We start from the raw sequence: 21,140 nt of genomic DNA, 5'->3' as shown, positions 1-21,140 counted from the left end.
TCGGCAGACTTTCTTTCGCGCAAAATTTCCCATTGCCGCCAATATGGTTAATGGCGAGGCGTCAAAAATTCTGGCGCGGCGAAATGGAGATCGAACATATGACCCACCAGATATGGTGTCATAATTGTGTCACCACACCCTGTGGATGATTTGTGGGAAAGTTTTTTTGTAAATATTGGCTTCGGGTCTTGCGCATCGCGGCAGGCCTAGAAGGTCCACGCGTCGCGGCCTGTCGGGCAAAATCGGCCGACGACGAAGCGATTCATTTATACGACGAACAGAGTCGTTAAAATGTAATTTACCCCCTTGCATAAAATTCTGATTCAGCCACTATAGGTTGTGGTTCGGCCAAGGGGGCACACCAACTGATAGTATTGAACGTCGTTAACACCGACTCGGTGGACACCTCCCTTTGTGCCAAATGTACAGTGAGAAATACCGGATTCGGGCAAGAAAAATATGCCCGCCGGGGCTTGGAAAATGTTACAGTAGATGTTTCGGCAATGAGTCGAACAAGACAGGAACAGGCGCCCGGATTCAATCTCGGTGATCGAACGGCTGATACCCGTTGTGATCGGTGAATGCGTAGAGTGATTTGAGGGGGCTGTGATGGATTTTAGAGACAACCGCGACAATGAGAATGTGTCGGGAACAGATGTGAGTGAGAGTGAAATGGGCGCGGAAGTACTGGACAAGCCGGAAAGCAAAACCGAAAATACAAAGCCGGCTGCCGAGCCGGAGGTCAGCAAAAAGGCGGCTGCAGAAGCGGCCGCAACAAAGGCCAATGACGAAAAGGAGCTGAAGGCAGAGCGCGACAGTCACAGCGTCGAAAAGCGCCGTTTCAAGATTGTGACGGACGAATCCCGCGATGATCTGCTGACCGACTTCGGCAAGGAAACGCTCAACGACCGCTATTTGCTGCCCGGTGAATCCTATCAGGATCTGTTCGCCCGCGTTGCCGACGCCTATGCCGATGATCAGGATCATGCGCAGCGGCTCTATGACTATATTTCGCGGCTATGGTTCATGCCGGCAACACCCGTGCTGTCCAACGGCGGCACCGGCCGCGGCCTGCCGATCAGCTGCTATCTCAACAGCGTCGACGACAGCCTCGGCGGCATCGTCAACACCTGGAACGAAAATGTCTGGCTCGCCTCGCGCGGCGGTGGCATCGGCACCTATTGGGGCAGCGTTCGCGGGATTGGCGAGCCGGTCGGCCTCAACGGCAAAACATCGGGCATCATTCCGTTCGTCCGCGTGATGGACAGCCTGACCCTGGCCATTTCGCAGGGTTCGCTGCGCCGTGGTTCGGCGGCGTGCTATCTCGACGTCAATCATCCGGAAATCGAAGAATTTCTTGAAATCAGAAAGCCTTCCGGTGACTTTAATCGAAAAGCTCTGAACCTGCACCATGGCGTTCTTCTAACCGACGAGTTCATGGAAGCGGTGCGCGACGGTACGGAATTTGAGCTGAAATCGCCGAAAGACGGTTCGGTTCGCGGCACGGTCGACGCGCGCAGCCTGTTCCAGAAGCTGGTCGAGACGCGGCTGGCCACCGGCGAGCCCTATATCATTTTCAGCGACACGGTGAACCGGATGATGCCCAAGCATCACCGTGATCTGGGGCTGAAGGTTTCCACTTCCAATCTTTGTTCAGAGATCACACTGCCCACGGGTCGCGATCATCTTGGCGAGGACAGGACCGCAGTGTGTTGCCTGTCCTCGCTCAATCTCGAAACCTGGGACGAATGGTCGGTCGACAAGGGCTTTATCGAGGATGTCATGCGCTTCCTCGACAATGTGCTGCAGGACTATATCGACCGCGCACCCGATGAAATGGCGCGCGCCAGATATTCGGCCGAACGCGAACGCAGCGTCGGCCTCGGCGTGATGGGCTTCCACAGCTTCCTCCAGGCCCGCGGTCTCGGTTTTGAAAGCGCCATGGCAAAATCCTGGAATTTCAAGATATTCAAGCATATTTCGGCGAAAGCCTCCGAAGCCAGCATGATGCTGGCCAAGGAACGCGGCCCTTGTCCCGATGCCGCCGACCAGGGTGTGATGGAGCGCTTCTCCTGCAAGATGGCGATTGCACCCACCGCGTCGATCAGCATCATCTGCGGCGGCGCATCGGCCTGTATCGAGCCGATCCCGGCGAATATATATACCCACAAGACGCTCTCGGGCAGCTTCGTGGTCAAGAACCCGCATCTGCAAAAATTGCTGCAGGAGAAGAGCAAGGACAGCAACAATGTCTGGAACTCGATCCTCGAGAAGGGCGGCAGCGTCCAGCATCTCGACTTCCTCAGCCCGGAAGAAAAGGACGCGTACAAGACCAGCTTCGAGATCGACCAGCGCTGGCTGCTCGAACTGGCTGCCGACCGCACACCCTATATCGATCAGGCGCAGTCGCTGAACCTGTTCATCCCGGCCGATGTCGACAAATGGGATCTGCTGATGCTGCACTTCCGCGCCTGGGAGCTGGGCATCAAGTCGCTCTATTATCTGCGCTCGAAATCGATCCAGCGCGCCGGCTTTGCCGGTGGCGACGAGATCGCGTCGGAATCCTCTGGCGGCGGTGTCGAGGCGGACAATACGCTCGATCCGAAAAAGGTCGAACTGATGACCACCGCCGGCACGACCGACTATGACGAATGTCTGGCCTGTCAGTAAATTAGGCAGTTTTCCCACTGCCCCCTCCCTTTTGCTCCTTTCGGGAGGGGGCCGTTTTTTCGGCAGCGTAAAGGAGTATTTCATCTCTCTCCCGGGGAGGGGACGAAAAAAGTAAAGCGGAGAATGAGTAGCCATGTCACTTCTGGAAGCACGCAAAACCTACAAGCCCTTTGAATATCCATGGGCCTATGAATTCTGGAAGCGGCAGCAGCAGATCCACTGGATGCCGGAGGAAGTGCCGCTCGGCGAGGATTGCCGCGACTGGGCGCAGAAGCTGACCGATCACGAACGCAATCTGCTCACGCAAATCTTCCGCTTCTTCACCCAGGCCGATGTCGAGGTGCAGGATTGCTATCACGACAAATATGGCCGGGTGTTCAAACCGACCGAAATCAAGATGATGCTGACCGCCTTTTCTAACATGGAAACCGTCCATATCGCCGCCTACTCGCATCTGCTCGACACGATCGGCATGCCGGAAAGCGAATATTCGATGTTCCTCGAATATGAAGCGATGAAGGACAAGCACGACTATATGGGCACATTCGGCGTCGACAATGACGAGGATATCGCCAAGACGCTGGCGATGTTCGGCGGCTTCACCGAAGGGCTGCAGCTGTTCGCCAGCTTTGCCATGCTGATGAACTTCCCGCGCTTCAACAAGATGAAGGGCATGGGCCAGATCGTTTCCTGGTCGGTCCGCGACGAAAGCCTGCACTGCGAGGGCATCATCAAGATGTTCCACACGTTCGTGAAGGAACGCGACTGCCTGACCAAGTCGGTCAAGGAAGATATTATCGACTGCTGCCAGAAGACGGTGCGCCTGGAAGATGCGTTCATCGATCTCGCGTTCAGCGATGGCCCGGTCACCGGCATGACCGCCAAGGAAATCAAACGCTACATCCGCTATATCGCCGACTGGCGCCTCGGACAGCTTGGTTTCCAGCCGATCTACATGATCGAAGACCACCCGCTGCCCTGGCTCGCGCCCCTCCTGAACGGCGTCGAACACGCCAATTTCTTCGAAGCCCGCGCGACGGAATATTCCAAGGGCGCAACCAAGGGCGAATGGAACGACGTCTGGTCGAGCTTCGACAAGCGCAAGGGCAAGGTCGCGAACGAGGACGAAGTCGCTGCGGATGACGGGCCGGATATGTTTGCGGAAGCGGGGGTTGCTGCGGAGTAGGGGAGTGTTTAAGGCATGAAAATATATTCTGCTTGGCCATTTCCTTCTATACATCCTAAGGCGGCTAACTTTGATGGGCCATATGGTTCTAATTTGCGAGAAATGCCCGACGCACCATTGTTTTTGTACCTGAACGAAATTGAGTACGCAAAGACATGGATTGAAGGGGGCCAGATTCCATTGATGCGCGCCAGTTTTTATCGATCAGCGGAGAGAAACGGTACGAGTACGCCTGATGAAGTTCGCCAATTCCGATGGGATGGAGCTAGCCCGGAGACATTCGAAGGTATTGCAAATATAGGACAAAATGTTCAGAATATACAGTTTATAAACTTTAGGAGTAACGGAATTCCTATTCCGGACACTAGAATAGATGTCTATGAAGAAGATGCGTTTCTCCTTTGCTTATCCCACACGAAATCGAAAGCGCTTGCCGAAAGATTTGAGAACAAAAAATGCTGTGTGGAGATCACTGATATTTCGTTGCTAATCTCAGCGTTAGGAGCGTTTGAAAATGTGCGATACGGACGGGTTAAATACACTAAATTTGACGATCGATCGCATTTTATGAAATCGATCAAGGATGCTTGGCAAGATGAATATCGATTTGTGATCCCTGCAAACAAAGGCCTCCGGGAAATCAACATAAACTTGCCGCCAGGGGTCGCTGGGAATCTGATTACGTATTCGTGGTGAGGGAAAAATTACAGCGACAGTTATATCAATCATCACGCCCAATACCATCCCTCTCCATACGGCTTTATCCCCCGGACCGCAGACCGATTGATAGTTCCGGTCAAGGAGGCAAAGCGCGGGTGATCTGACCCGGCCTTTGTCCTAATCCCGATGGGAATTACGGTGACAGTTTACTAAACGTACCAATTTTCAGGCCCACCTCTTCTTCGTCATCCTGAACTTGTTTCAGGATCTCTCGCGGTTCGCGCTGTCGGACGGGATCCTGAAACAAGTTCAGGATGACGACCCATTCTCCAGAAAGACGATCCTTCCTTCCGAGCGATGGTTCTTCTTCTTTGTAACGCTGCCCAACGATTAGCGCACGGGCTCAAACCCGAAATCCTCTGCCAGATCGCGCCAATGCGGATTGCTCGCTTCGATCAGGTTCAGTTTCCATTGCCGGTGCCAGCGCTTGAGCTGTTTCTCGCGGGTGATCGCCAGTTCCATTGTTCCATATTGTTCGAACAGCACGAGCTTGTTCAGGGTATAGCGTTTGGTGAATCCGTCGGCGATTCCCGCGCGATGTTGGTAGATGCGCTTCATCAGGTCCGAGGTGACCCCGATATAGGGCAGACCGCGCGGCTTGTTGGTCATGATGTAGACACAGGGCTGAAAGGACATCGTGTGGGATTACCGCAGTGTCGGGGGCGGCAACAGGGGCAGGGGACGAGACTGTCAAACGGTGGCCTGTGCGGTCAAGGCGCGTTGGTGGTACGGAGAGTCGTCATCCTGAACTCGTTTAGCTTCGCTGGCGTTCGGCTCAGGATGCCTCAAGGTTCGCGCGCACGCGGAAAGGATCCTGAAATAAATTCAGGATGACGATTGGCTTGGTCTAGTTTCTCTCGTGCCTCACCCGCTATTCCCAAAATCCGCTCCGCCCTTTTCGCTCAGCGGGGCGTCGTCCTCGGCCTTGTCCAATATGCCGAGATCGCTTTCCTCGTCGTCATCATTGCGCTCGCCGGCAAAGGCGCCGCCTTCGATGCGGCCGCTTTCGGCCATTTGTTTCATATGGTCGACCGTGTCCTGCGTATCGTCGGGGATGATCTGCGCCGGGTCGGTGTGGCCGCCATGGGTGCTGTCGGCGATATCCTCGTGCTTGGCTTTGGTCTGCTGTTGCGATTTCTCGGCAAATTTCTGGGCTTGCGCGTCGTCGCGCTGGGACTGGTTGATGTTGCGTTCGTCGGTCATGATTTTCCTCTTTCTGTTGATCTTTCAACGCAGCAGAGGCGTCTTTGTTCCGAGTTCCGGACACCGGGGACAAGTCGTGGCTTTGGTGCGATAGCCCGCCGATGTGAGCGCTTCGTGTCACAGACCGTTCATCTTGCAACTTGTAAATCCCGGTCACGTTATAAGAAAAACAACGGGAGTTTTAAAATGCGCAATATCCTTATGTCGCTCGCCGCCGCTTCGCTGGTCGTGCCCGCTGCCGCTGTGCTGGACAGCGCCCCGGCCCATGCCAAGAGCAAGCACAAGAGCCGCTATGACGAGCATGGCCGCTATTATGAACCTCGCCGTCTGGGCCGCAATGACCGCATCTGGCGCGGCAAGGACGGGCGCTATCATTGCAAGCGCGACAATGGCACCACCGGCCTGATTATCGGCGGCGCCGTCGGCGCTCTGGTCGGTCGCGGAATCGACACCGATGGTGATCGCACCGTTGGCACGTTATTGGGCGCTGCTGGTGGCGCGCTGCTCGGTCGCGAAATCGATCGCGGCGAGTTGAAATGTCGGTGAGATGAGGGGCGGGGGCAATGATCCCCTTGGTTGTTATCCGCTTCGCCTTCATTGACGCCACTGCTGCCATGGCATAATCTTCCCCGCCAAGTGAGGGATGATTGCACATGATCAGATTTGTCTTTGCCTTTTCCGTTACGCTGTTGGCGGTGTCGCCTGTCCTGGCCCAACCGGTCAAAGATGTGCCGACAGCGAAGCATTCTGCGGACGATCCGGAGACAATTGTGCGCAGTCTCTATTCCGAAGCGGTTGATCGTGACGCACTGCCAATGACGCAGCGTCTGGAGAGCCTGTTCCTGATGGAGCGCGACTATCTCGAAGCCAAAGGCTACCCGTTCGACCGACTCGATTTCGACTGGATCGTAAACGGTCAGGATGCTTTGATCACGGAACTGGCCATCGAGACCATGGAGGTGCCGATACGCGATTATGGCGATGAGGCGGTCGACCAGTTTGATCGCAAAATCGTGACCGCCTCTTTCAAGAATTTCGACAGCCCGACAATGATCCGATATTATTGGGTCCGGGAGCGCAGCGGCTGGAAGCTGGATGATGTCATCGGCTATGGCGAGGACCGCGGAATCTGGACATTGTCGCTGTTGCTGGCTTACGGCGACTAGGACTTCGTCATCCCCTCCCATCGTCATCCTGAACTCGTTTCAGGACCCCTTGATGATTGCGCTCGACAGCGAAGCGAAACAATTTCGGGACGGCGAGCGTTGGTTCACGATTGATCACCGGCATTAAGCCCCGTTTCACCGGTTCTTAAGTCTGTTGCCGTACAGGTGCATGATGGCATTTATACTCTCCTTGATGCTCGCTCTCGTGGTATTGAACTTGTGGACGTTCGTGCTGTTTGCCTGGGACAAGATGCAGGCAGAACAGGGTGGCTGGCGGGTTAGCGAGGCCAGTCTGCTGAGTCTTGCGCTGATCGGCGGCATAGGCGGCGCATATGCGGGCCGGGCCGTTTTCCGGCACAAGACACGCAAGAAGAGTTTTAGCAATGCCCTGCAATATATCGGATTTTTCCAGCTGGTCGCGCTGACTTTCTGCGGGGTCTATTTTTACGAGCCGGGCGGTCTGTCCACGCCGGTGCAGGCGGAAGAGGTGCAGACCTTTGCGCAGCGGCCGCAATCACACGCTTATTATCCCAATTGCTCTACTGCTCGCAGCGCCGGTGTCGCGCCGCTCTATCGGGGCGATCCGGGCTACCGGTCGCCGCTCGACCGGGATAATGACGGCATTGCGTGCGAACCCTATCGCGGGCGGTGATCTCAAGTTTGTCATCCCATGCTTCATCACACCATCCCTCGTCATCCTGAATTTGTTTCAGGATCCCCTCAAGGTTCGCGCGCTGCCGATGGAGGTCCTGAAACGAGTTCAGGATGACTTAAGCTGTTGCGACATGACGAGTGCCCCTCAACGCGGCAACAACCGCTGCCAGTCCCCCCACAGAACCACCGCGAGCGAAGCCCCGATCACCGTCAGATCGACCATCGCCGCGACCGGCAGATAGTCGAGCCCCGCTACCGCCGCCAGCCCGGCAATCACCGCCCAGACGACAAACAGCTTGCGCCCGCCGTCCCAGCCTTTGAGCAGGCCGATACCGGCGGCAAAGAGCAGCATCGGCATCAGCATCATCAGCACCGGTCCGAGGCCGGGGACCAGCATCACCATTGATGCGGTGAGCATCGGTGGCAAGGCGGGCAGGGGCAGCGGGAGAAAGGTGATTGCGGCGACGGCGATCGCGCCCCAGCCGACGATATGACGATATTGTTCCATGACCGGTCCATATCATGGCGCGCGGGATTTGCCATAGCGGCGGCATCTTACGGCCGCGCCTCTGTCCTACAGGCCCGCCTTATGCTATAGACCGGAACATGAGAGACTATGCCGGAAAATCTGTTCAACATTCTGATAAAATGCGGAAATTCGTGATTTCGGGGACAGCAATTATTTTTTCTCTTAACACTGTAAAGTTTGTAAAGTTCGACCCGGAGTCGCCGTGAAATATATCCGAATCATATTTGCTCTCGCCGCCGCCTGGGGCTTTCTCGCGCTGGTCCCCGGACTGTTCGGCGAAGCCGGTCCGCGACCGGAATATTATTACGGCTTTATCGGCATCGCGCTGGTGTTCCAGCTGATCTTCATCCTGATCGCGACGGACCCGGCCCGCTATCGCGCGCTAATCCCGATTGCGATACTGGAAAAACTGTCCTTCTTCCTGCCGGTGACCATCCTCTCCGCGCAGGGGCGCGTGGCGGCGGGGCCGGTGTTTGCCGGCGCCATGGTCGACGGCCTGTTCATGCTGTTGTTCGCGATTGCGTGGTTGCTGTCACGCAAGGCGGGGCAGGTGGTCTAGCACCAGTTGCGGCGGTAACCCTGCCAGCGTTCGGCGAGGCCCTCGGCGACGAGTATCTCGCCCAGGCTTTTCCCGTCGCGGGTGATGATACGCAGGTCGCGGCCATATTGGTCCTGGTCGCGGTCGATCGATTGCAGCGAGAAAGCCCCCTGATTGAGCAAGGCCTGCAGCCGGATCTTGGCTTGCTGGCCCAGCCGCTCTTCGGCGGCGCAGCCGGGGCTGGAGATTTCCGGTGTGTTGATATCGGCGATGCGGATCTTGCGGCCCTCGAACCAGATCGTGTCGCCGTCGACGACGCAGGTCACGCGGTCGGGGCCAAAGCAGATGCCGAAGCTGGCGCGATACGGATCGATGCGGACGGCTGCGGTCGTGCTGGCCGGACCGCCGCTGAGGAAAATCGCCAGAAACAGTGCCGCGCACAGGGCGACGGTGAGAATGATGAAATGGGGCCAGCGGTATATGTTCACCGGCTGGACGATAGCGGGGAGTTGTTAAAAGGAGTTAAATCAGGGGGCGAAGTTAAGGGGCAGGCGGTTCCGTCCCGCCATGGCATCTTTGGTGATCAGATCACCAAAGATGCGCTGTTGTTGACGGCCGGGCCGATAGAGGCGCTCAGCAGCACGGCAGCCGAGACGAAAGAGGCAAAGGCTGCGGCGAGGCGGCTATGGAGTTTGGATGACAACATGTCTTGGGTTCCTTTGTAAACGGGGTGGGCGAAACGGCTCAGGCGACCAGAGCGGCGGCGTTGTTCATGGCGGGGGTAATCGACGCGCTGACAAAGATTGCGGCGGTGAAGATGGCGGCAACGGCAGCGGCGATCTGGTTCTGGATATTGCTATTGGTCATATTGGCTTCCTTTTTGGTTCAATCTGTTGCTTCGCAAACCATTTTGCGAAGATGCCAATAGCATTGCACAGGCCGTGCCAGTTTAGGAAAGTCAATATATATCAAAGGCATAGCGAAATATGGCCGCAAGCGTGAAATGAACAGAAGCTGAATAATAGCAGAATATGCTAATATTTGGCATCGCTGTTCACGCCGGTGTGCAGAGGATACAAAGCAGCGCCCTGCGACCGACCGCAAGGACGATTGTCAGGGAAATATGCCGGCTCTAGCGGTTCGCCAGATCTTTCGAGCTACGTCCGCGGGGCGGCGAAAAGTGGTTCAATATTGCGCGGTTCCGCCGTCGACGCTCAGCGTCCCGCCGGTGATGCCGCCGCCAGCCTCGGACGCCAGCAGGACCGCCATCGCAGCAACTTCCTCGACTTTGCCGGGGCGCTTGAGCGCGCTTTCCTGCGAGAACATGTCGATCATCTCGTCGAAGGACATGCCCATGCCCTCAGCCGTCGCCGGCCCGGTCTCCATGATCAGGTCGGTCAGGATCAGACCCGGGCAGATGGAATTGACGGTGACACCCGATGTGCCGACCTCCTGTGCCACGGCTTTGGTCATGCCGTTGATGCCATGCTTGGCGATCGTATAGGATGCGAAGGTCGGCTTGCCCATCTTGCCTTCGGTGGAGCTGATATTGATGACGCGGCCCCATTTCTGCGCGATCATCGGCTTGAGCGCCCGGCGGGTGGCCCAGAATGTGGAATAGATGTTCCACTTCATCGCCTGGTCAAAGGCTTCGTCCGTGAGGTCGACCAATGGCGCCAGATCGCCTGCGCCGCCCGCATTGTTGACGAGGATATCGATCGCACCGAAATGGGCGGCTGTCTGGTCGATAAAGCCCTCGACCTGATCCTGCTCCATCACGTCGCCGGGGATGAAGATTGCCCGATCGCCGACGTCCAGATCGGCAATGACCTTGGCGCCCTTGTCCGGATTGCGCGCCATCAGGGCGACATTAGCGCCCTCTGCCAGAAACGCCTCGGCAATCCCGCGACCAATGCCCGCCGTTCCACCCGTGATCGCCGCTGTCCTGCCCTGCAATTTCATCGCTCTTCCTCTTTGTTATGTTGCGAGTTTGCTATCGGAGAGGGTGCCGATCGACAATGGGTTAAAAAGCTAGTCCTGATGCTCTTGCCTATTTCGTTCAGATAAAGTGCTTTGAATATGAACCTTAGATAAAGTCAGCATTCAGCAACCGGTCAACGCCGTTCCCTTAGAAGCATATCTGTCAGGCAGTAATTGATTCGGGTTCCGGAAGAACCCTTTTGGAGTGAAGAACATGATCAACAAGATTATCGGCAGTCTCGCAATCTCAACCGCAGCCCTCGCCACCATGGCCATGGCATCGCCCGCCGAAGCGCGCGGCGGCTATTATGGCGGCGGCTATTACGAACAGGTCCGTGGTGACGGCTATCGTGAATATCGGCGTGGCGATACCTATCGTGGCAATCGTTATCGCGATCGTCGCGACTATCGGGACCAGCGCCGCTATCGGGACAACCGCTATTCCAGCAATCGGCGGTATCGCGGCTGCGACCGTGGAACCGGCGGAACGATTATTGGCGCGATAGCAGGCGGCTTGCTGGGTAATGAGCTCGCCGGCCGGGGTGACAAGACCGAGGGTACGATCATCGGCGGGGCCGTTGGCGCACTGGCCGGTCGTGCAATTGACGGCAACTGCTGATCAATTCGCCGATCTGGCAGATTAATCCAATTCCACGACACTTTGTGGAAACATCATTCCCCGAGTTGCGTAACGGGGGCAGGGGGCCGCGGCGTTGTTTCGTTCGGCCCCCGACGCTGTTCAGCGGTTCGCAAGCAGCTCCGGTACGGGCCCGATCCAGTCGGCAATATCCGGCTCGTCCCTGACGAAATAGGTCTCGCCTCTGCTGTTGAGGTAAAAACGCTGCATCTCGCTGCGGGTGAAGGGGCGGGAACCGAGTCGTCCGAATACCGCCATCTGTCCGCCGGTTTCATCGACCGCACGATCGCGATCCAGTCCCTTGGACAGGGCCAGAGCCGGTTTCGGCGTGCGGGCAAAGGCGATGAGTTCCGGCTTCGGCGCGGGCGAAAAACCATAATAGTTTTTCTGGCTGTCGGGCGTGGTCAACTGGATCACCTTCAGGCCGTTACGGCCGTCGGCGACATAGGCAAATAATGTGGCATTGGTCGAGCCGACTATGACATCCTCTGCATCGTTCATCGTCCCGCCGAAAGTCTCCTTCAGGTAGACGGTCGGCGTTTCGGGCCGCGTTATATTGGCAATCACCAGACCTTCGTCCTTGGCGGCGATATAGGCATAAGTCCGGGCGAGATAGATACGCCGGGCATCGCGCAAAGGGATCGTACCGGATGGCACGGCGACCGGGTTTTCCATGTCGGTCACATTGAACAGTTTCACGCCATCGCTATCGGTTACCCAGAGATAACGGAATTGCAAGGCCGAGGCTCTGGCATCGGTCATCGGAATAGTGATGACATGGCGCGGTTTAAGCGGTTCATTGAGATCGATCAGCGTCAGGCCGGCAGTGGTTGTGATATAGGCATAATGGCCGGCCAGCGTAATGTGCTGCGCGCCGTCGAGCACCCCGTCCTCGTTCCACGTCAGGCTGCGCTTGAAGAAATTATTGCGGAACTCGCCATCGGCCAGCGTATTGACGTCGACCAGAATGAGTCCTTCTTCGCTGTCGGTGATGACCGCATAATTATATATCGGATGAAACGCCTGTTCTTCGTTGATCTCCCGCAGTTCTTCAGTGTTGCGGGTTGGTGCAATCGGCTGGTTGGTGGCCAGCGCCATGCAGGTCGCGTTCTTGGTATCGACATGCGTGTCATGACCCAGGGAGGAAAATGGCGCTTTGACGATGCGCTCGGAGAATCCCTTGTTTCCGATCGAGGCTACGTCATAGGCACGGAAGCCGCCTTTTCCCTCGGCGACGAACATATATTCACCGCGCAACTGCAGACACCGGACGGCATCCTTGGTACCCTGGACGACATTCTTGAACTCTTCGAGCGCTTTGGTTTCTCCAGAAAGATTCTTGTCGAGCCTCTCGCCGCGGACCCAGTCGATCAGTTCGCGGTTGTTATTTTCGACATGCATCCGCCAGTAATCTGGATAGGCATATTTCTGCAGATAGGAGCCGATGACAGCCTGCGGCTCGTCCCATTCGGTAACCCGCACCGCTTCAAACCCTTTCTCAAGACCGACCCAGGCGTGGAGGCCGATGAAATTGACGAAATTTGTACCCTGCAGCAGCGTCTGGGCCATGATCGCATTATTGTCATTGGCTTCGCTGACGTGACAATCCGAACATTGCTTTGTCTCGGTCTTGCGCACCGTATGGGGGAAATGTGGAGCAAAAGCTTGCGAGGAGAAACCGATCCCGGAAATCGGGGGCTGCTGGACGTAGATGCGTTCGCGGTTGATATTGGTCGAGGACAGGATCAGGGCCGACGTGGAGCGGACCGGAGCGATGACATTGCCCTTGCTGGTCTGGTGACGGCCGAGCTGGAACATCTGGTCGCGGGCGACCTGGGGATTATAGGTCGCATAGTTTCTGGTCGTGCCACCCTCATATTTATGGCTGTCGGCCTGCCAGTTGGCCTCGATTGGCAGATGGCAGCCACCACAGCTTGTCGTCCAGCTGAGATGACAGGTGAAACAGACCATATTCTCGTTTTTGTGCGCCCGTTCTTCCTTCGGAACGCCGCTTCCGAATGCATATTTCCCCGTTTCTGCTCCGCTTTTCGACATCAGCTTCGCCCGCGCGGCCTTGAGATTGAAGTCGGGATGCGACCGGTCGACACTATCCTTGACCAGACTGACCTGCCAGCGAAGGTCGGGGTCGACGATGGACCGCTGGATCAGAACGCGCTTGCCTGCAGGGTTCTCGAACCATTCGAAGCGCCGCTCGCCATTGGCGTTGCGCAGAAGACCAAGATTGCTGCCTTTTGGCCGTGCCGCGAGATTGCTGGTCAATAGTGTCGGATAGGCATCGGCGGTGCCGTGGCAGTCCTTGCAGCTGATTTCCACCGCATTGGCAACCTCGCCGTATATCAGGCCATTGCCGTGACTGTCCTGACCAAAATGGCAATCGGCACACTGCATGCCGACTTCGGCATGGATGCTCATCATGTGGACCGATTTTCCCGGATTTATACCCGGTTCGACAAATTTCCCTTCGCCGTCCTTGCGGAATTTCTCCGGATCGTCATGGGCGACGATATTGTCGGTATCGGTGCTGTAGCTTGCCTGATTGCCCTCGGCATCGAGCAGATTGCCGTCGCGGTCCCGTTTCAGGATCGCCCGGAAATTCCAGCCATGGCCGTGATAGTCGGCAAATTGCGTGTCCTTGGCGTCGTCATTGACGTCGTAGACATTGCGCAGGAAATCAATGTCAGCCCAGAGACCTTTGGGCGCGGCACCTTCCGGATTGCGGTCGAGCACTTTGCGGACTTCCTCCGCATCCGGATATTTCTGCTGCTTGTAGGTCTTCTGATACTCCTCGTCGCTCATGCCTTCGGGCTTGGGCGTCTTGTTGTCCGGACCGGGCCACATATAGGGCGCGTCGGATTCATAGTCCCACATCGTGTAGCCGAGATAGCTGTTCAGGAATATATTCGGCTGGTGCATGTGGCAGTTCATGCACTGGGCGGTCGGGATGGCTCGGGTGAAGGCATGTTGTATCGGATGGCCTTTTTCGCGCTTGGCAGGATCCGTGTCGCCGCCATGATCGTCGCCATGGGCGGCGTCTTCGCCATGGTAGTCCTCGGCACCGTGAGCCGCATCATAGCTGCCGTAGCCGCCAATACGATGCTCGCCCTCTTTCAGATTGCGGATTGTCGGGTCAACCGTCTGGGTCTGTCCGTCGCGGCCATATTTGGCCCAGATCGAGCTGTGTCGCGGTTCGCGGTCATTGGCATAGACGACGTGGCAGCCGGCACAGCCGGACTGGCGATAGTCGCCGGGCTGGTCATTGGTGCCCATGAACCACATGAACGGGTCGTTGAGCCGGGTCTTGTGGATATTGAGAACCGGAATGGCCACGCGCAGGCCGGTTCCCGGGCCACGATTGGATTGCTTGAGGTCGGGCCGTCCCGGCTCTTCGAGGCGCTGGATGATGCCGCCGATATTGGGCAGTCCGATTTCCGGGAACTGTGTATTGATATTGCGGCCACCGCGCTCGAACACGCGGAAGATATCGCCTGGTGGAACCGTGTGCCAGGTCGGGAGCGGGTAGAGGATCGGCAGCGCGCCGCGTTTCTTTTCGGCTTCTGTCACGGTGCCGTGCGGGTTGCCGGGTGACTTGATCGTCGCCGGCTCGCCCTTGCGGGTATAGGCCTCGCCGAAGATGTAATTTTTGAATGGTACAATGCCGTTGTTATAAGCGGCTCCGCCCCACAGCATGGCACCGGTGGCCATCAGCGACCGCTCCGAGGCCTCGATGATTTCCATATGGCAGGCGCCACAGGATTCGCGGGCCACGCGATAGTCCGACGGATTGACGAACCGGACGAATTCGGGCGATTCCTTGTTGAGCAGACCATAGCTGCGCTTGGGATTGGCGGAGGAGGGCCAGTGCCAGCTTTCGGGATATTTGGGCAGGACGTGGGCCTTGGTCAGCGCGTCCATATAGGCGAGGCTGTTCTTGCCCCAATTGTTATCGCCCATGACCGACGCGTCACCGCCGTGACAATCGACACAGCCGAGAACCACTGCGGGCGTTTCATGCATGGTTTTCTGGTCACTGTCGGTGTGACAGCTCTGGCAGCCGCTGCTCTTGGCTTGCGCCTCGTCCCAGGTCTGGTTTTGCGGGGCGGGAGGCGTAAAGCTGTAATCGACCTTTTGTGGCTTTTCCTTGCCTGCGGCGAGCAGCAGCGAGGCAGGAGTGACGGTCAAGGCCAGCGCGCCCAGACCCGCGAGGAACAATTTGCTATTGCCGGTCAAACGGTTCCGCCAGCGCATCAGAAAGCCAATATCGCATTGAGCAGGATCGAATAGTGGAAGTCGCGTTTGTCGGTCTGGTCAAACAAATCCTTGAATCCTTTTCCGGGTATCAAAGCAGCGCCCGAGAGGCGGAATACCATATTCTGCGTGGCTTTCGGGCGGTAAATGGCAGCTAACGAGAGATCCCAGCCGATGTCCTTTGGAATAGAACCCTCGACGCGCAGGGCTTCGAGACTCTCGGTCTTGTGAAACCAGAGATGGTTGGCGTTGCCAGACAGCCGGAAATCGGGCGTCAGATCAGCGTCGACGCCGACGCCCGCCAGTATCGTGCCGGGATTGTTGAAATTGCTCTGGCCCTGTTCCTTGGACGAACGGAGCGAGTTTAGGATACCGTTGCGGCCGTTAATCGAGATCACCCTGCCGCCGCCGGCAAACGGGATGGTCTGGCGGATCCAGTAGCTGGTGTCGGCGCCGGCAAAAATCGGATTTTCGAAGATTGCATCAAAGCCGGCTTCGGTATTATTATAGGGATTGCCGTCACCGCTGGCGAACAGGCCGGAGGCGCGGAAGCGCAGGAAGTCGACGTCATAGCTCGCTTCCAGCGCGCCGAAATAGGCTTCGATTTTTGCCGGTTCGCTGGTGAAGAAGCTGTTCCGGTCCTCGCCAAAGGCGCCGTAAACCTGACCCGTCAGATTGATCCGCCCGATCCGCCCGTCAAAGGCATAGCCGGGATAGACGACGTCATAGGCGCGGCCCCGGAGATCGCCGAGCAGGGCAGGGCGGACCGGAAAACCGTTGTCGTCAATCTCGATATCGGACTTTTCGCGGTTCATATTATAGGTCACGCTGAACTGGCTCGTCAGACCGACGAAGGGCAGATCCTGGCGATAGAGATTGGCGAAGAAAATATAGCTTTCGCGCGGGGTCTGGGTGATATCGTTGAAACCGGAATTGGTATCTTTTTCCAGCTGGACAAAGGCGCCGAGATTGTACTGGATCCGGTTGTTGTCGCGGGTTCCAAACAAGCGGAAACCGAGCTGGTTGTCCTGGAACAGGAAACCGCGGAAATCGGCCTGCATCGGCTGGATACCGATGCGAAAACTGTCAAAGTCATAGCGCGCCGAAGTGTTGCGGATATGATAGTCGAAAAACGCCTCCTGCACGCCGACAAACCAGTCGGTGCGGTGCGAGGATTTGGATGGTTCTACGAACAGAACCCGGCGTTCCGGGACATTCACATGATTGACCTGGGTCGCCAAAGTCAGGCGATATTCCACATCAGGTGGCTTGTAGGCGGTGGAGCCCTTGATCAGGGCAAAGCCGGTGATGAACGTCTGGGCATAGACTTCCGAACCGGAGCGGCCGAACACGTCGATGCTATTTGGTCGTTCGGTGGTCTGGACGCCGACGGGGATCGGAAAACTGCGGGGTTCGATTACCGTATCGGAAATTGCATTGGCGACGAAGAACCAATCGTCACCCTTGAGAAAGCCGGGTTTTTTGTCGGCCGGGATCGGCTTGTCGCCTTTCAGCACATTCTGGTTATAGGGGTTGAGCGTGCTGTGGCAGTTGTTCCGCAGCGCCCCGAACAATGTGTAGATCGATTCATCGCCGCCTTTCGCTGGGCAAAGGCTCTGCAGAATACGCCAGCGGTCGGGGACCGGAAATTCGTCGGTTGGAAAGGCTTCCGGCGGCGGGGCGTTGACCGCGCCGGGGTTATTCTGGGTCACCCGGTCGGGCAGTCTTTTCTGCACGCCAGGCCGGCGGCGGCCGTCGATCAGGGCATCGTCAGCGGTCAGGCTTTCAATGTCTGTGTCGAGCGGATCGGGAGTGCCGGGTGGCGCCACAATGGAAGAATTGGAAGCATCTTTCGCGGTCGCGGGTTCGGCCGCAGATTTTTCGTTCTTTTCTGCCTCTTCTTCGGCCGGATCGGGGCCTCCCATGGCCATTTCTGTACCAATTCCGGTCGAATCCGTGCGCAACCAGGCGAAATCTTCTCCGGCAAGAAGGGCGGTCAGCGACGCTTCCATCTGCTCGACCGAGGCGCGCTCCTGTTCCATTTGTTCGGCCTGGCCAGACATCACCGCCAGGATCGGTACAAAGGAGGCTGAAAGTCCCGCCATTACCCTATAATCCCTCGCAGACATTTTGTTCGCTGGTGTCCAGGAACGGCGCGAAGGGACAGTTCACATAGCGCAGCCGGACGTTGGCATTGCCGAGATCGACAACGACATTGTCGGCACGGATCGCTTTCGGCGCGTTGCCAATCGTACCCAGTCGCACCCCCGCATTGTGAAGGCCGAGGAAACTCGCCATGTCATCCTGGTCGATGCCGTCACCGGAAACACCGATGCCGCCGATGAGCGTGTTACCGCGATAAATCGGGACGCTGCCCGGAAAAATCTGCATGCCGTTGGAAAGGCGGTTCTGGCCGCCGGTTCCCGCTATCGCCGGCAACTGGGTGCAGCGCTGGTCAGTGTCGGCGCTGACGCCTCCGGAGCGGACAAAGCCGACATGCTGAACAATATTGGGAAAGACCAGATCAAGCTGCAGGCCAACCGCGAACGGGCTGAAGCGCGAAGATTGTTCGATCGACAGCGGTCCGGGCGGGCGCCCGATTTCACCGTCCGGAAAATAGGGGCGGGCCAGATTGCCGCCCGAGCGGTCGGCAAAGGCGACCGTGCCGGTCAGGGCATTGGGATCGCCAAGAAAATCGCGTACCCGCTGAACATGGGCCGGCACATTGGCAAAGGGCGCAAATACCGGTGTGGCGAGCAATTCCTGGCCGGCGACTGCGCCGGAGAAAAAGGCCGCCGTTCGCGCCTTTTGCAGGGACACATCGGTGCCGAAAACAGGACCGTCCGGTGTGCGGACGATGCCCAATATCTGGCCGCGGGTATCAACCACGCTGACGGTCGCCTGCATGCGGCTGTCGAGCGGCTGGCGGATTTGCGCTCTCGCGCGGCTGATCACGAGAAAGGCTTCCTCAAGTATCGCCCGCACTTCGCTTGCGGTCAGCGGGGTGGTCACTGCCGCGGCATCGGTACCGCCACGGATCGGATAGCGGTTGGCGCCACTGCCATCGGTCAGGACAAAGGCATCGCTATTGCTGAACTCTGTGGTTTTCGACGCCCGGATGCCGGAGGCTTCCGTTCCGTAAGCGGTGCCGGCAATGATCGTACCATTGGTATAGCCCGTTACCGTGATCAGCTGGCCGACTGCGGCTGTATTGATAGCGGCAAAATTATTCTGCAGCGGTGACAGGTCGGAGACCACCATATCGCTGAACCGCAAGGATGTGCCGTCGACCGAAATCCGGTTGGCAGCGATCGAGGCGGGCGGCGCAAAACCTTGTATGCCGGCCAGCGCAATGGCTTCCTCGTCATCATTGTCGACATCGAGAATATTGGGATCGAAACCATAGTTGCCATCGCCCATGACACCGATCCCGCCGACAACAACGCCGTCCTTGTAAAGCGGCATCCCGCCAGGGTCGGCGGCGAGGCCGAGCGGCGACCGTTTCGGACCGATCAGCGCACCCGTGCCGCCCATTGCGTTGAAACGCTGGGAGAGGTCGGAGCAGGGCAGCTGGCTGAACTGGACACCGAAAAGCGGGCCGCTTTCCAGCCCGACAGTCGTCGGTGCAGGCGGGAAATGTTCCTGGGCGATCTGGCTGGCGGTCCGCGAGGAGAAGGCGTTGCCGCTGCTCGACAGATAGGCTCCGGTTACCGCCTTGGCGATCGCCGCAGCCGCAGCCGGGACCTGCTGGCCCTGCAGCCCGACCAGATCGGCCGGACCGGCAAGGCCGCCAATCTGCCGGTTGCTGATCGTGATCTCCGACGACCCGCCGTTCGACCCGTTCATGTCGAACACGGCCAGAACATTGCCGACGCGGTCGACCACGGCGATCACCGAGGGCAGGTTGCGGGCCTGCGCTTCGCCAACGGCCTGGGCGATGATTGTCTGCACATCGGCAACAGTCAGAGACCGCTGTGCCGGTGCCGCGAACAGGCCGCCGGTTCCGGTTGCCGGCGGAGTGGGCGCGGGCGTCGGCGACGGTGCGGGTGAAGGCGTGCCGCCAAAATCATTGCTGTCTCCGCCGCCACCACAGGACGTCAAAACCAACGCAGCGGCGGAAAGGGCAGAGGTGAAAAAGGGTTTGCGCATCACCGGGTCTCCTATCTCAGCGACCGGATCGTGCGGACCGCGCTACCCAAGGCGCGGCGGAATTTCAGCGGCTCGTAGCTATTGGGCTCGGCAACCGCTGCATAAGCGACATTAATCTGTCCGCGCAGACTGGTGGCGGCGGATTCACTGACCTGGCCTCCATTGACCAGACCATTGAGCAAGGTGTCGATTGCCATGACCGCCTGCACGCTGCCCTCATAATCGGTGAAGCGGGGCGAGATTGCCTGCCCGGCAATGGTCTCCATGATCCGGAAGGTCTGGTCGCGGCCAAAGCTGGCGCGGGAGAAGCGGTCGGCGAGCTGCGCCGCATATTGCCGCAAGCGGGCGGCTTCTGCGACCGCCGGACCACGGCCTTGGGCCATGGCGGCGTGAAAGGCTCTGGAGCGGCTGTCGAACTCATCCGCAATGTCCGGCGCAGCGACTTTGATTGCGGCGCTCAGCATGATCATATTCTCGTCGTTATAGGGCGGCATGCCTTCGGGGATCGGGCGTCCGGGATTGTCGACCGAGCTCGGACGCGCGGAGGCACTGTCATAGATACGGCGGTGACAGCTGTGGCAGTCGTAGAAATAGAATTCCGGGAAAATGCCTTCGGTGGCAATGGCCGGCTTGGTGAAAAGGTTGAGCGAACGCTCCAGCGCCATCGCCTGGCCGACCGCCCAGAACTGGACGCTGTTGGTCCGGCCCTTGCGGCGGATATAGTCGATATCCTCGTCATGATGCTGCTGCAGGGTGGAGAACAGGTCCATTTCGAACGAGATGCGGGGGTGTCCGGCGGCCATGATCCGGTGGTCGACGAACTGGCCTTGCTTGGCGCTGCCAAAATGGCAGTCCAGGCAGACGCTGGCGCGGGCCTTGGGATTGTCGAGCGGGATCAGGCCCTGCGATACATTGCGGGCGTGGCTAGCGCCGACCGCATAATGGCTGGAGAGCCAGCCGGAGGATGCTCCGTGACAGGATTCGCAACCGACTCCGTCGTTCAGCTGGAAGCGCGGGCCCTTGCTGGCCGCCGCAGTGCTGTGACAGCCGAGACATTCGGCCGAGGATGCCGCGTCCTTGATACCGAGTCGCTGGGCGATTGCGATGCTGCGCGGTTCGCGCAGGACGCGGAAAGCGCGGCTATGCGCGCCGCCGGGGGTGGATTCTTCCTGCCAGCGCATGATTTCGTCCTGCCGGACGATTTCGCCATCGGCTTCCTGTCGCCCGTGACAGGTCGACCCGCCGCAGGTCGCCACGCCGAGATGGGTGCCGCGGGCGAGATCGCTGGCGGCTTCCACTGGTTCGGGGCTGGCCATGGTCGAGACAAATAATGCCGTTGCGACCAGGGCCGAACAGAACAGACCAGCGGCCAGTACAGACCAGCCGGGCATCCTCGAAAATTTTTCCCCCATGTGCATCGTTGGCCAATCCGGTTTTCAAAC

Annotated in this window: 19 protein-coding genes; 8 read left to right on the top strand and 11 right to left on the bottom strand. The window is 58.1% G+C overall.

Going from position 1 to position 21,140, the window contains the following annotated elements:
- Positions 1-609: 609 nt before the first annotated feature.
- The 3 genes from BOSE62_RS08040 (at position 610) to BOSE62_RS08030 (ending at position 4,552) form a co-directional block, all read left to right on the top strand.
- On the top strand, positions 610-2,670 hold the full coding sequence (locus BOSE62_RS08040; RefSeq protein WP_159644012.1) for a ribonucleoside-diphosphate reductase subunit alpha: 2,061 nt from the start codon (positions 610-612) through the stop codon (positions 2,668-2,670).
- A 133-nt stretch (positions 2,671-2,803) separates the two neighbouring features.
- Entirely contained in the window at positions 2,804-3,856 is a 1,053-nt protein-coding gene (locus tag BOSE62_RS08035; protein ID WP_159644010.1) for a ribonucleotide-diphosphate reductase subunit beta, read from the top strand.
- Positions 3,857-3,871: 15 nt separating this feature from the next.
- Positions 3,872-4,552 carry a hypothetical protein gene (locus BOSE62_RS08030; RefSeq protein ID WP_159644008.1) on the top strand — a complete coding sequence of 227 codons (681 nt, stop codon included), beginning with the start codon at positions 3,872-3,874 and terminating at the stop codon, positions 4,550-4,552.
- A 354-nt stretch (positions 4,553-4,906) separates the two neighbouring features.
- Here BOSE62_RS08030 and BOSE62_RS08025 read toward each other — a convergent pair whose 3' ends face one another.
- On the bottom strand, positions 4,907-5,212 hold the full coding sequence (locus BOSE62_RS08025; protein WP_159644006.1) for a GIY-YIG nuclease family protein: 306 nt from the start codon (positions 5,210-5,212) through the stop codon (positions 4,907-4,909).
- A 228-nt stretch (positions 5,213-5,440) separates the two neighbouring features.
- Positions 5,441-5,779 carry a hypothetical protein gene (locus BOSE62_RS08020; RefSeq protein ID WP_159644004.1) on the bottom strand — a complete coding sequence of 113 codons (339 nt, stop codon included), beginning with the start codon at positions 5,777-5,779 and terminating at the stop codon, positions 5,441-5,443.
- 186 nt (positions 5,780-5,965) lie between these two features.
- Here BOSE62_RS08020 and BOSE62_RS08015 point away from each other — a divergent pair, with 186 nt between their 5' ends.
- The 3 genes from BOSE62_RS08015 to BOSE62_RS08005 all read left to right on the top strand — a co-directional run bounded on the left by BOSE62_RS08015 (position 5,966) and on the right by BOSE62_RS08005 (position 7,597).
- Positions 5,966-6,325 (top strand): glycine zipper 2TM domain-containing protein, encoded by a 360-nt coding sequence (locus tag BOSE62_RS08015; protein WP_159644002.1) that lies wholly within the window; start codon positions 5,966-5,968, stop codon positions 6,323-6,325.
- Positions 6,326-6,432: 107 nt separating this feature from the next.
- Entirely contained in the window at positions 6,433-6,945 is a 513-nt protein-coding gene (locus tag BOSE62_RS08010; RefSeq protein ID WP_159644000.1) for a hypothetical protein, read from the top strand.
- A 169-nt stretch (positions 6,946-7,114) separates the two neighbouring features.
- Positions 7,115-7,597, top strand: coding sequence for a DUF1294 domain-containing protein (locus BOSE62_RS08005; RefSeq protein ID WP_236553920.1), 483 nt, complete (start codon positions 7,115-7,117; stop codon positions 7,595-7,597).
- Positions 7,598-7,744: 147 nt separating this feature from the next.
- Here BOSE62_RS08005 and BOSE62_RS08000 read toward each other — a convergent pair whose 3' ends face one another.
- The gene (locus BOSE62_RS08000) at positions 7,745-8,107 is read right to left on the bottom strand and encodes a hypothetical protein (protein ID WP_159643998.1); all 363 of its coding nucleotides are present in this window, start codon (positions 8,105-8,107) and stop codon (positions 7,745-7,747) included.
- A gap of 223 nt (positions 8,108-8,330) precedes the next feature.
- Between BOSE62_RS08000 and BOSE62_RS07995 the strand changes: the two genes are divergently transcribed.
- A complete protein-coding gene (locus BOSE62_RS07995; RefSeq protein ID WP_159643996.1) occupies positions 8,331-8,687 on the top strand; it encodes a hypothetical protein in 357 nt (118 codons plus the stop codon).
- Here the strand turns inward: BOSE62_RS07995 and BOSE62_RS07990 are convergent.
- From BOSE62_RS07990 to BOSE62_RS07985, 4 genes are all read right to left on the bottom strand, one after another.
- Positions 8,684-9,154, bottom strand: a complete 471-nt coding sequence (locus BOSE62_RS07990; protein ID WP_328799767.1) for a thermonuclease family protein — start codon at positions 9,152-9,154, stop codon at positions 8,684-8,686. The genes BOSE62_RS07995 and BOSE62_RS07990 overlap by 4 nt on opposite strands.
- Before the next feature lie 95 nt (positions 9,155-9,249).
- Complete coding sequence (locus BOSE62_RS17510) at positions 9,250-9,372, bottom strand: hypothetical protein (RefSeq protein WP_268893899.1); 123 nt, start codon at positions 9,370-9,372, stop codon at positions 9,250-9,252.
- A 38-nt stretch (positions 9,373-9,410) separates the two neighbouring features.
- On the bottom strand, positions 9,411-9,533 hold the full coding sequence (locus tag BOSE62_RS17505) for a hypothetical protein (RefSeq protein WP_268893898.1): 123 nt from the start codon (positions 9,531-9,533) through the stop codon (positions 9,411-9,413).
- Positions 9,534-9,851: 318 nt separating this feature from the next.
- Positions 9,852-10,628, bottom strand: a complete 777-nt coding sequence (locus BOSE62_RS07985; RefSeq protein ID WP_159643994.1) for an SDR family NAD(P)-dependent oxidoreductase — start codon at positions 10,626-10,628, stop codon at positions 9,852-9,854.
- 232 nt (positions 10,629-10,860) lie between these two features.
- Between BOSE62_RS07985 and BOSE62_RS07980 the strand changes: the two genes are divergently transcribed.
- On the top strand, positions 10,861-11,265 hold the full coding sequence (locus BOSE62_RS07980; protein WP_159643992.1) for a glycine zipper 2TM domain-containing protein: 405 nt from the start codon (positions 10,861-10,863) through the stop codon (positions 11,263-11,265).
- A 120-nt stretch (positions 11,266-11,385) separates the two neighbouring features.
- Here the strand turns inward: BOSE62_RS07980 and BOSE62_RS07975 are convergent, their stop codons facing one another.
- The 4 genes from BOSE62_RS07975 to BOSE62_RS07960 form a co-directional block, all read right to left on the bottom strand.
- Positions 11,386-15,549, bottom strand: coding sequence for a hypothetical protein (locus BOSE62_RS07975; protein WP_201295644.1), 4,164 nt, complete (start codon positions 15,547-15,549; stop codon positions 11,386-11,388).
- On the bottom strand, positions 15,549-17,480 hold the full coding sequence (locus BOSE62_RS07970) for a hypothetical protein (RefSeq protein WP_443028821.1): 1,932 nt from the start codon (positions 17,478-17,480) through the stop codon (positions 15,549-15,551). The genes BOSE62_RS07975 and BOSE62_RS07970 overlap by 1 nt, the downstream gene beginning before the upstream one ends.
- Positions 17,481-17,658: 178 nt before the next feature.
- The gene (locus tag BOSE62_RS07965; protein WP_159643988.1) at positions 17,659-19,698 is read right to left on the bottom strand and encodes a heme-binding protein; all 2,040 of its coding nucleotides are present in this window, start codon (positions 19,696-19,698) and stop codon (positions 17,659-17,661) included.
- Positions 19,699-19,709: 11 nt separating this feature from the next.
- Entirely contained in the window at positions 19,710-21,089 is a 1,380-nt protein-coding gene (locus BOSE62_RS07960; RefSeq protein ID WP_159643986.1) for a multiheme c-type cytochrome, read from the bottom strand.
- Between the last annotated feature and the right edge of the window lie 51 nt (positions 21,090-21,140).

It is taken from the genome of Sphingorhabdus sp. 109, assembly GCF_902506555.1.
GTDB lineage: Bacteria > Pseudomonadota > Alphaproteobacteria > Sphingomonadales > Sphingomonadaceae > Parasphingorhabdus.
The sequence above is the reverse complement of the archived record's forward strand: the minus strand, read 5'-3'. Positions and strand labels throughout refer to the sequence as shown.

Excerpts from the sequence above, each read along its gene's own strand:
- BOSE62_RS08000 (WP_159643998.1), bottom strand. The coding sequence starts at position 8,107 with ATGGAACAATATCGTCATATCGTCGGCTGGGGCGCGATCGCCGTCGCC.
- BOSE62_RS07975 (WP_201295644.1), bottom strand. The coding sequence starts at position 15,549 with ATGCGCTGGCGGAACCGTTTGACCGGCAATAGCAAATTGTTCCTCGCG.
- BOSE62_RS17510 (WP_268893899.1), bottom strand. The coding sequence starts at position 9,372 with ATGTTGTCATCCAAACTCCATAGCCGCCTCGCCGCAGCCTTTGCCTCT.
- BOSE62_RS08005 (WP_236553920.1), top strand. The coding sequence starts at position 7,115 with ATGATGGCATTTATACTCTCCTTGATGCTCGCTCTCGTGGTATTGAAC.
- BOSE62_RS07985 (WP_159643994.1), bottom strand. The coding sequence starts at position 10,628 with ATGAAATTGCAGGGCAGGACAGCGGCGATCACGGGTGGAACGGCGGGC.
- BOSE62_RS07970 (WP_443028821.1), bottom strand. The coding sequence starts at position 17,480 with ATGGCCATGGGAGGCCCCGATCCGGCCGAAGAAGAGGCAGAAAAGAAC.
- BOSE62_RS07965 (WP_159643988.1), bottom strand. The coding sequence starts at position 19,698 with ATGCGCAAACCCTTTTTCACCTCTGCCCTTTCCGCCGCTGCGTTGGTT.
- BOSE62_RS08025 (WP_159644006.1), bottom strand. The coding sequence starts at position 5,212 with ATGTCCTTTCAGCCCTGTGTCTACATCATGACCAACAAGCCGCGCGGT.
- BOSE62_RS08010 (WP_159644000.1), top strand. The coding sequence starts at position 6,433 with ATGATCAGATTTGTCTTTGCCTTTTCCGTTACGCTGTTGGCGGTGTCG.
- BOSE62_RS07980 (WP_159643992.1), top strand. The coding sequence starts at position 10,861 with ATGATCAACAAGATTATCGGCAGTCTCGCAATCTCAACCGCAGCCCTC.
- BOSE62_RS08040 (WP_159644012.1), top strand. The coding sequence starts at position 610 with ATGGATTTTAGAGACAACCGCGACAATGAGAATGTGTCGGGAACAGAT.
- BOSE62_RS17505 (WP_268893898.1), bottom strand. The coding sequence starts at position 9,533 with ATGACCAATAGCAATATCCAGAACCAGATCGCCGCTGCCGTTGCCGCC.
- BOSE62_RS08020 (WP_159644004.1), bottom strand. The coding sequence starts at position 5,779 with ATGACCGACGAACGCAACATCAACCAGTCCCAGCGCGACGACGCGCAA.
- BOSE62_RS08035 (WP_159644010.1), top strand. The coding sequence starts at position 2,804 with ATGTCACTTCTGGAAGCACGCAAAACCTACAAGCCCTTTGAATATCCA.
- BOSE62_RS08015 (WP_159644002.1), top strand. The coding sequence starts at position 5,966 with ATGCGCAATATCCTTATGTCGCTCGCCGCCGCTTCGCTGGTCGTGCCC.
- BOSE62_RS07960 (WP_159643986.1), bottom strand. The coding sequence starts at position 21,089 with ATGCCCGGCTGGTCTGTACTGGCCGCTGGTCTGTTCTGTTCGGCCCTG.
- BOSE62_RS08030 (WP_159644008.1), top strand. The coding sequence starts at position 3,872 with ATGAAAATATATTCTGCTTGGCCATTTCCTTCTATACATCCTAAGGCG.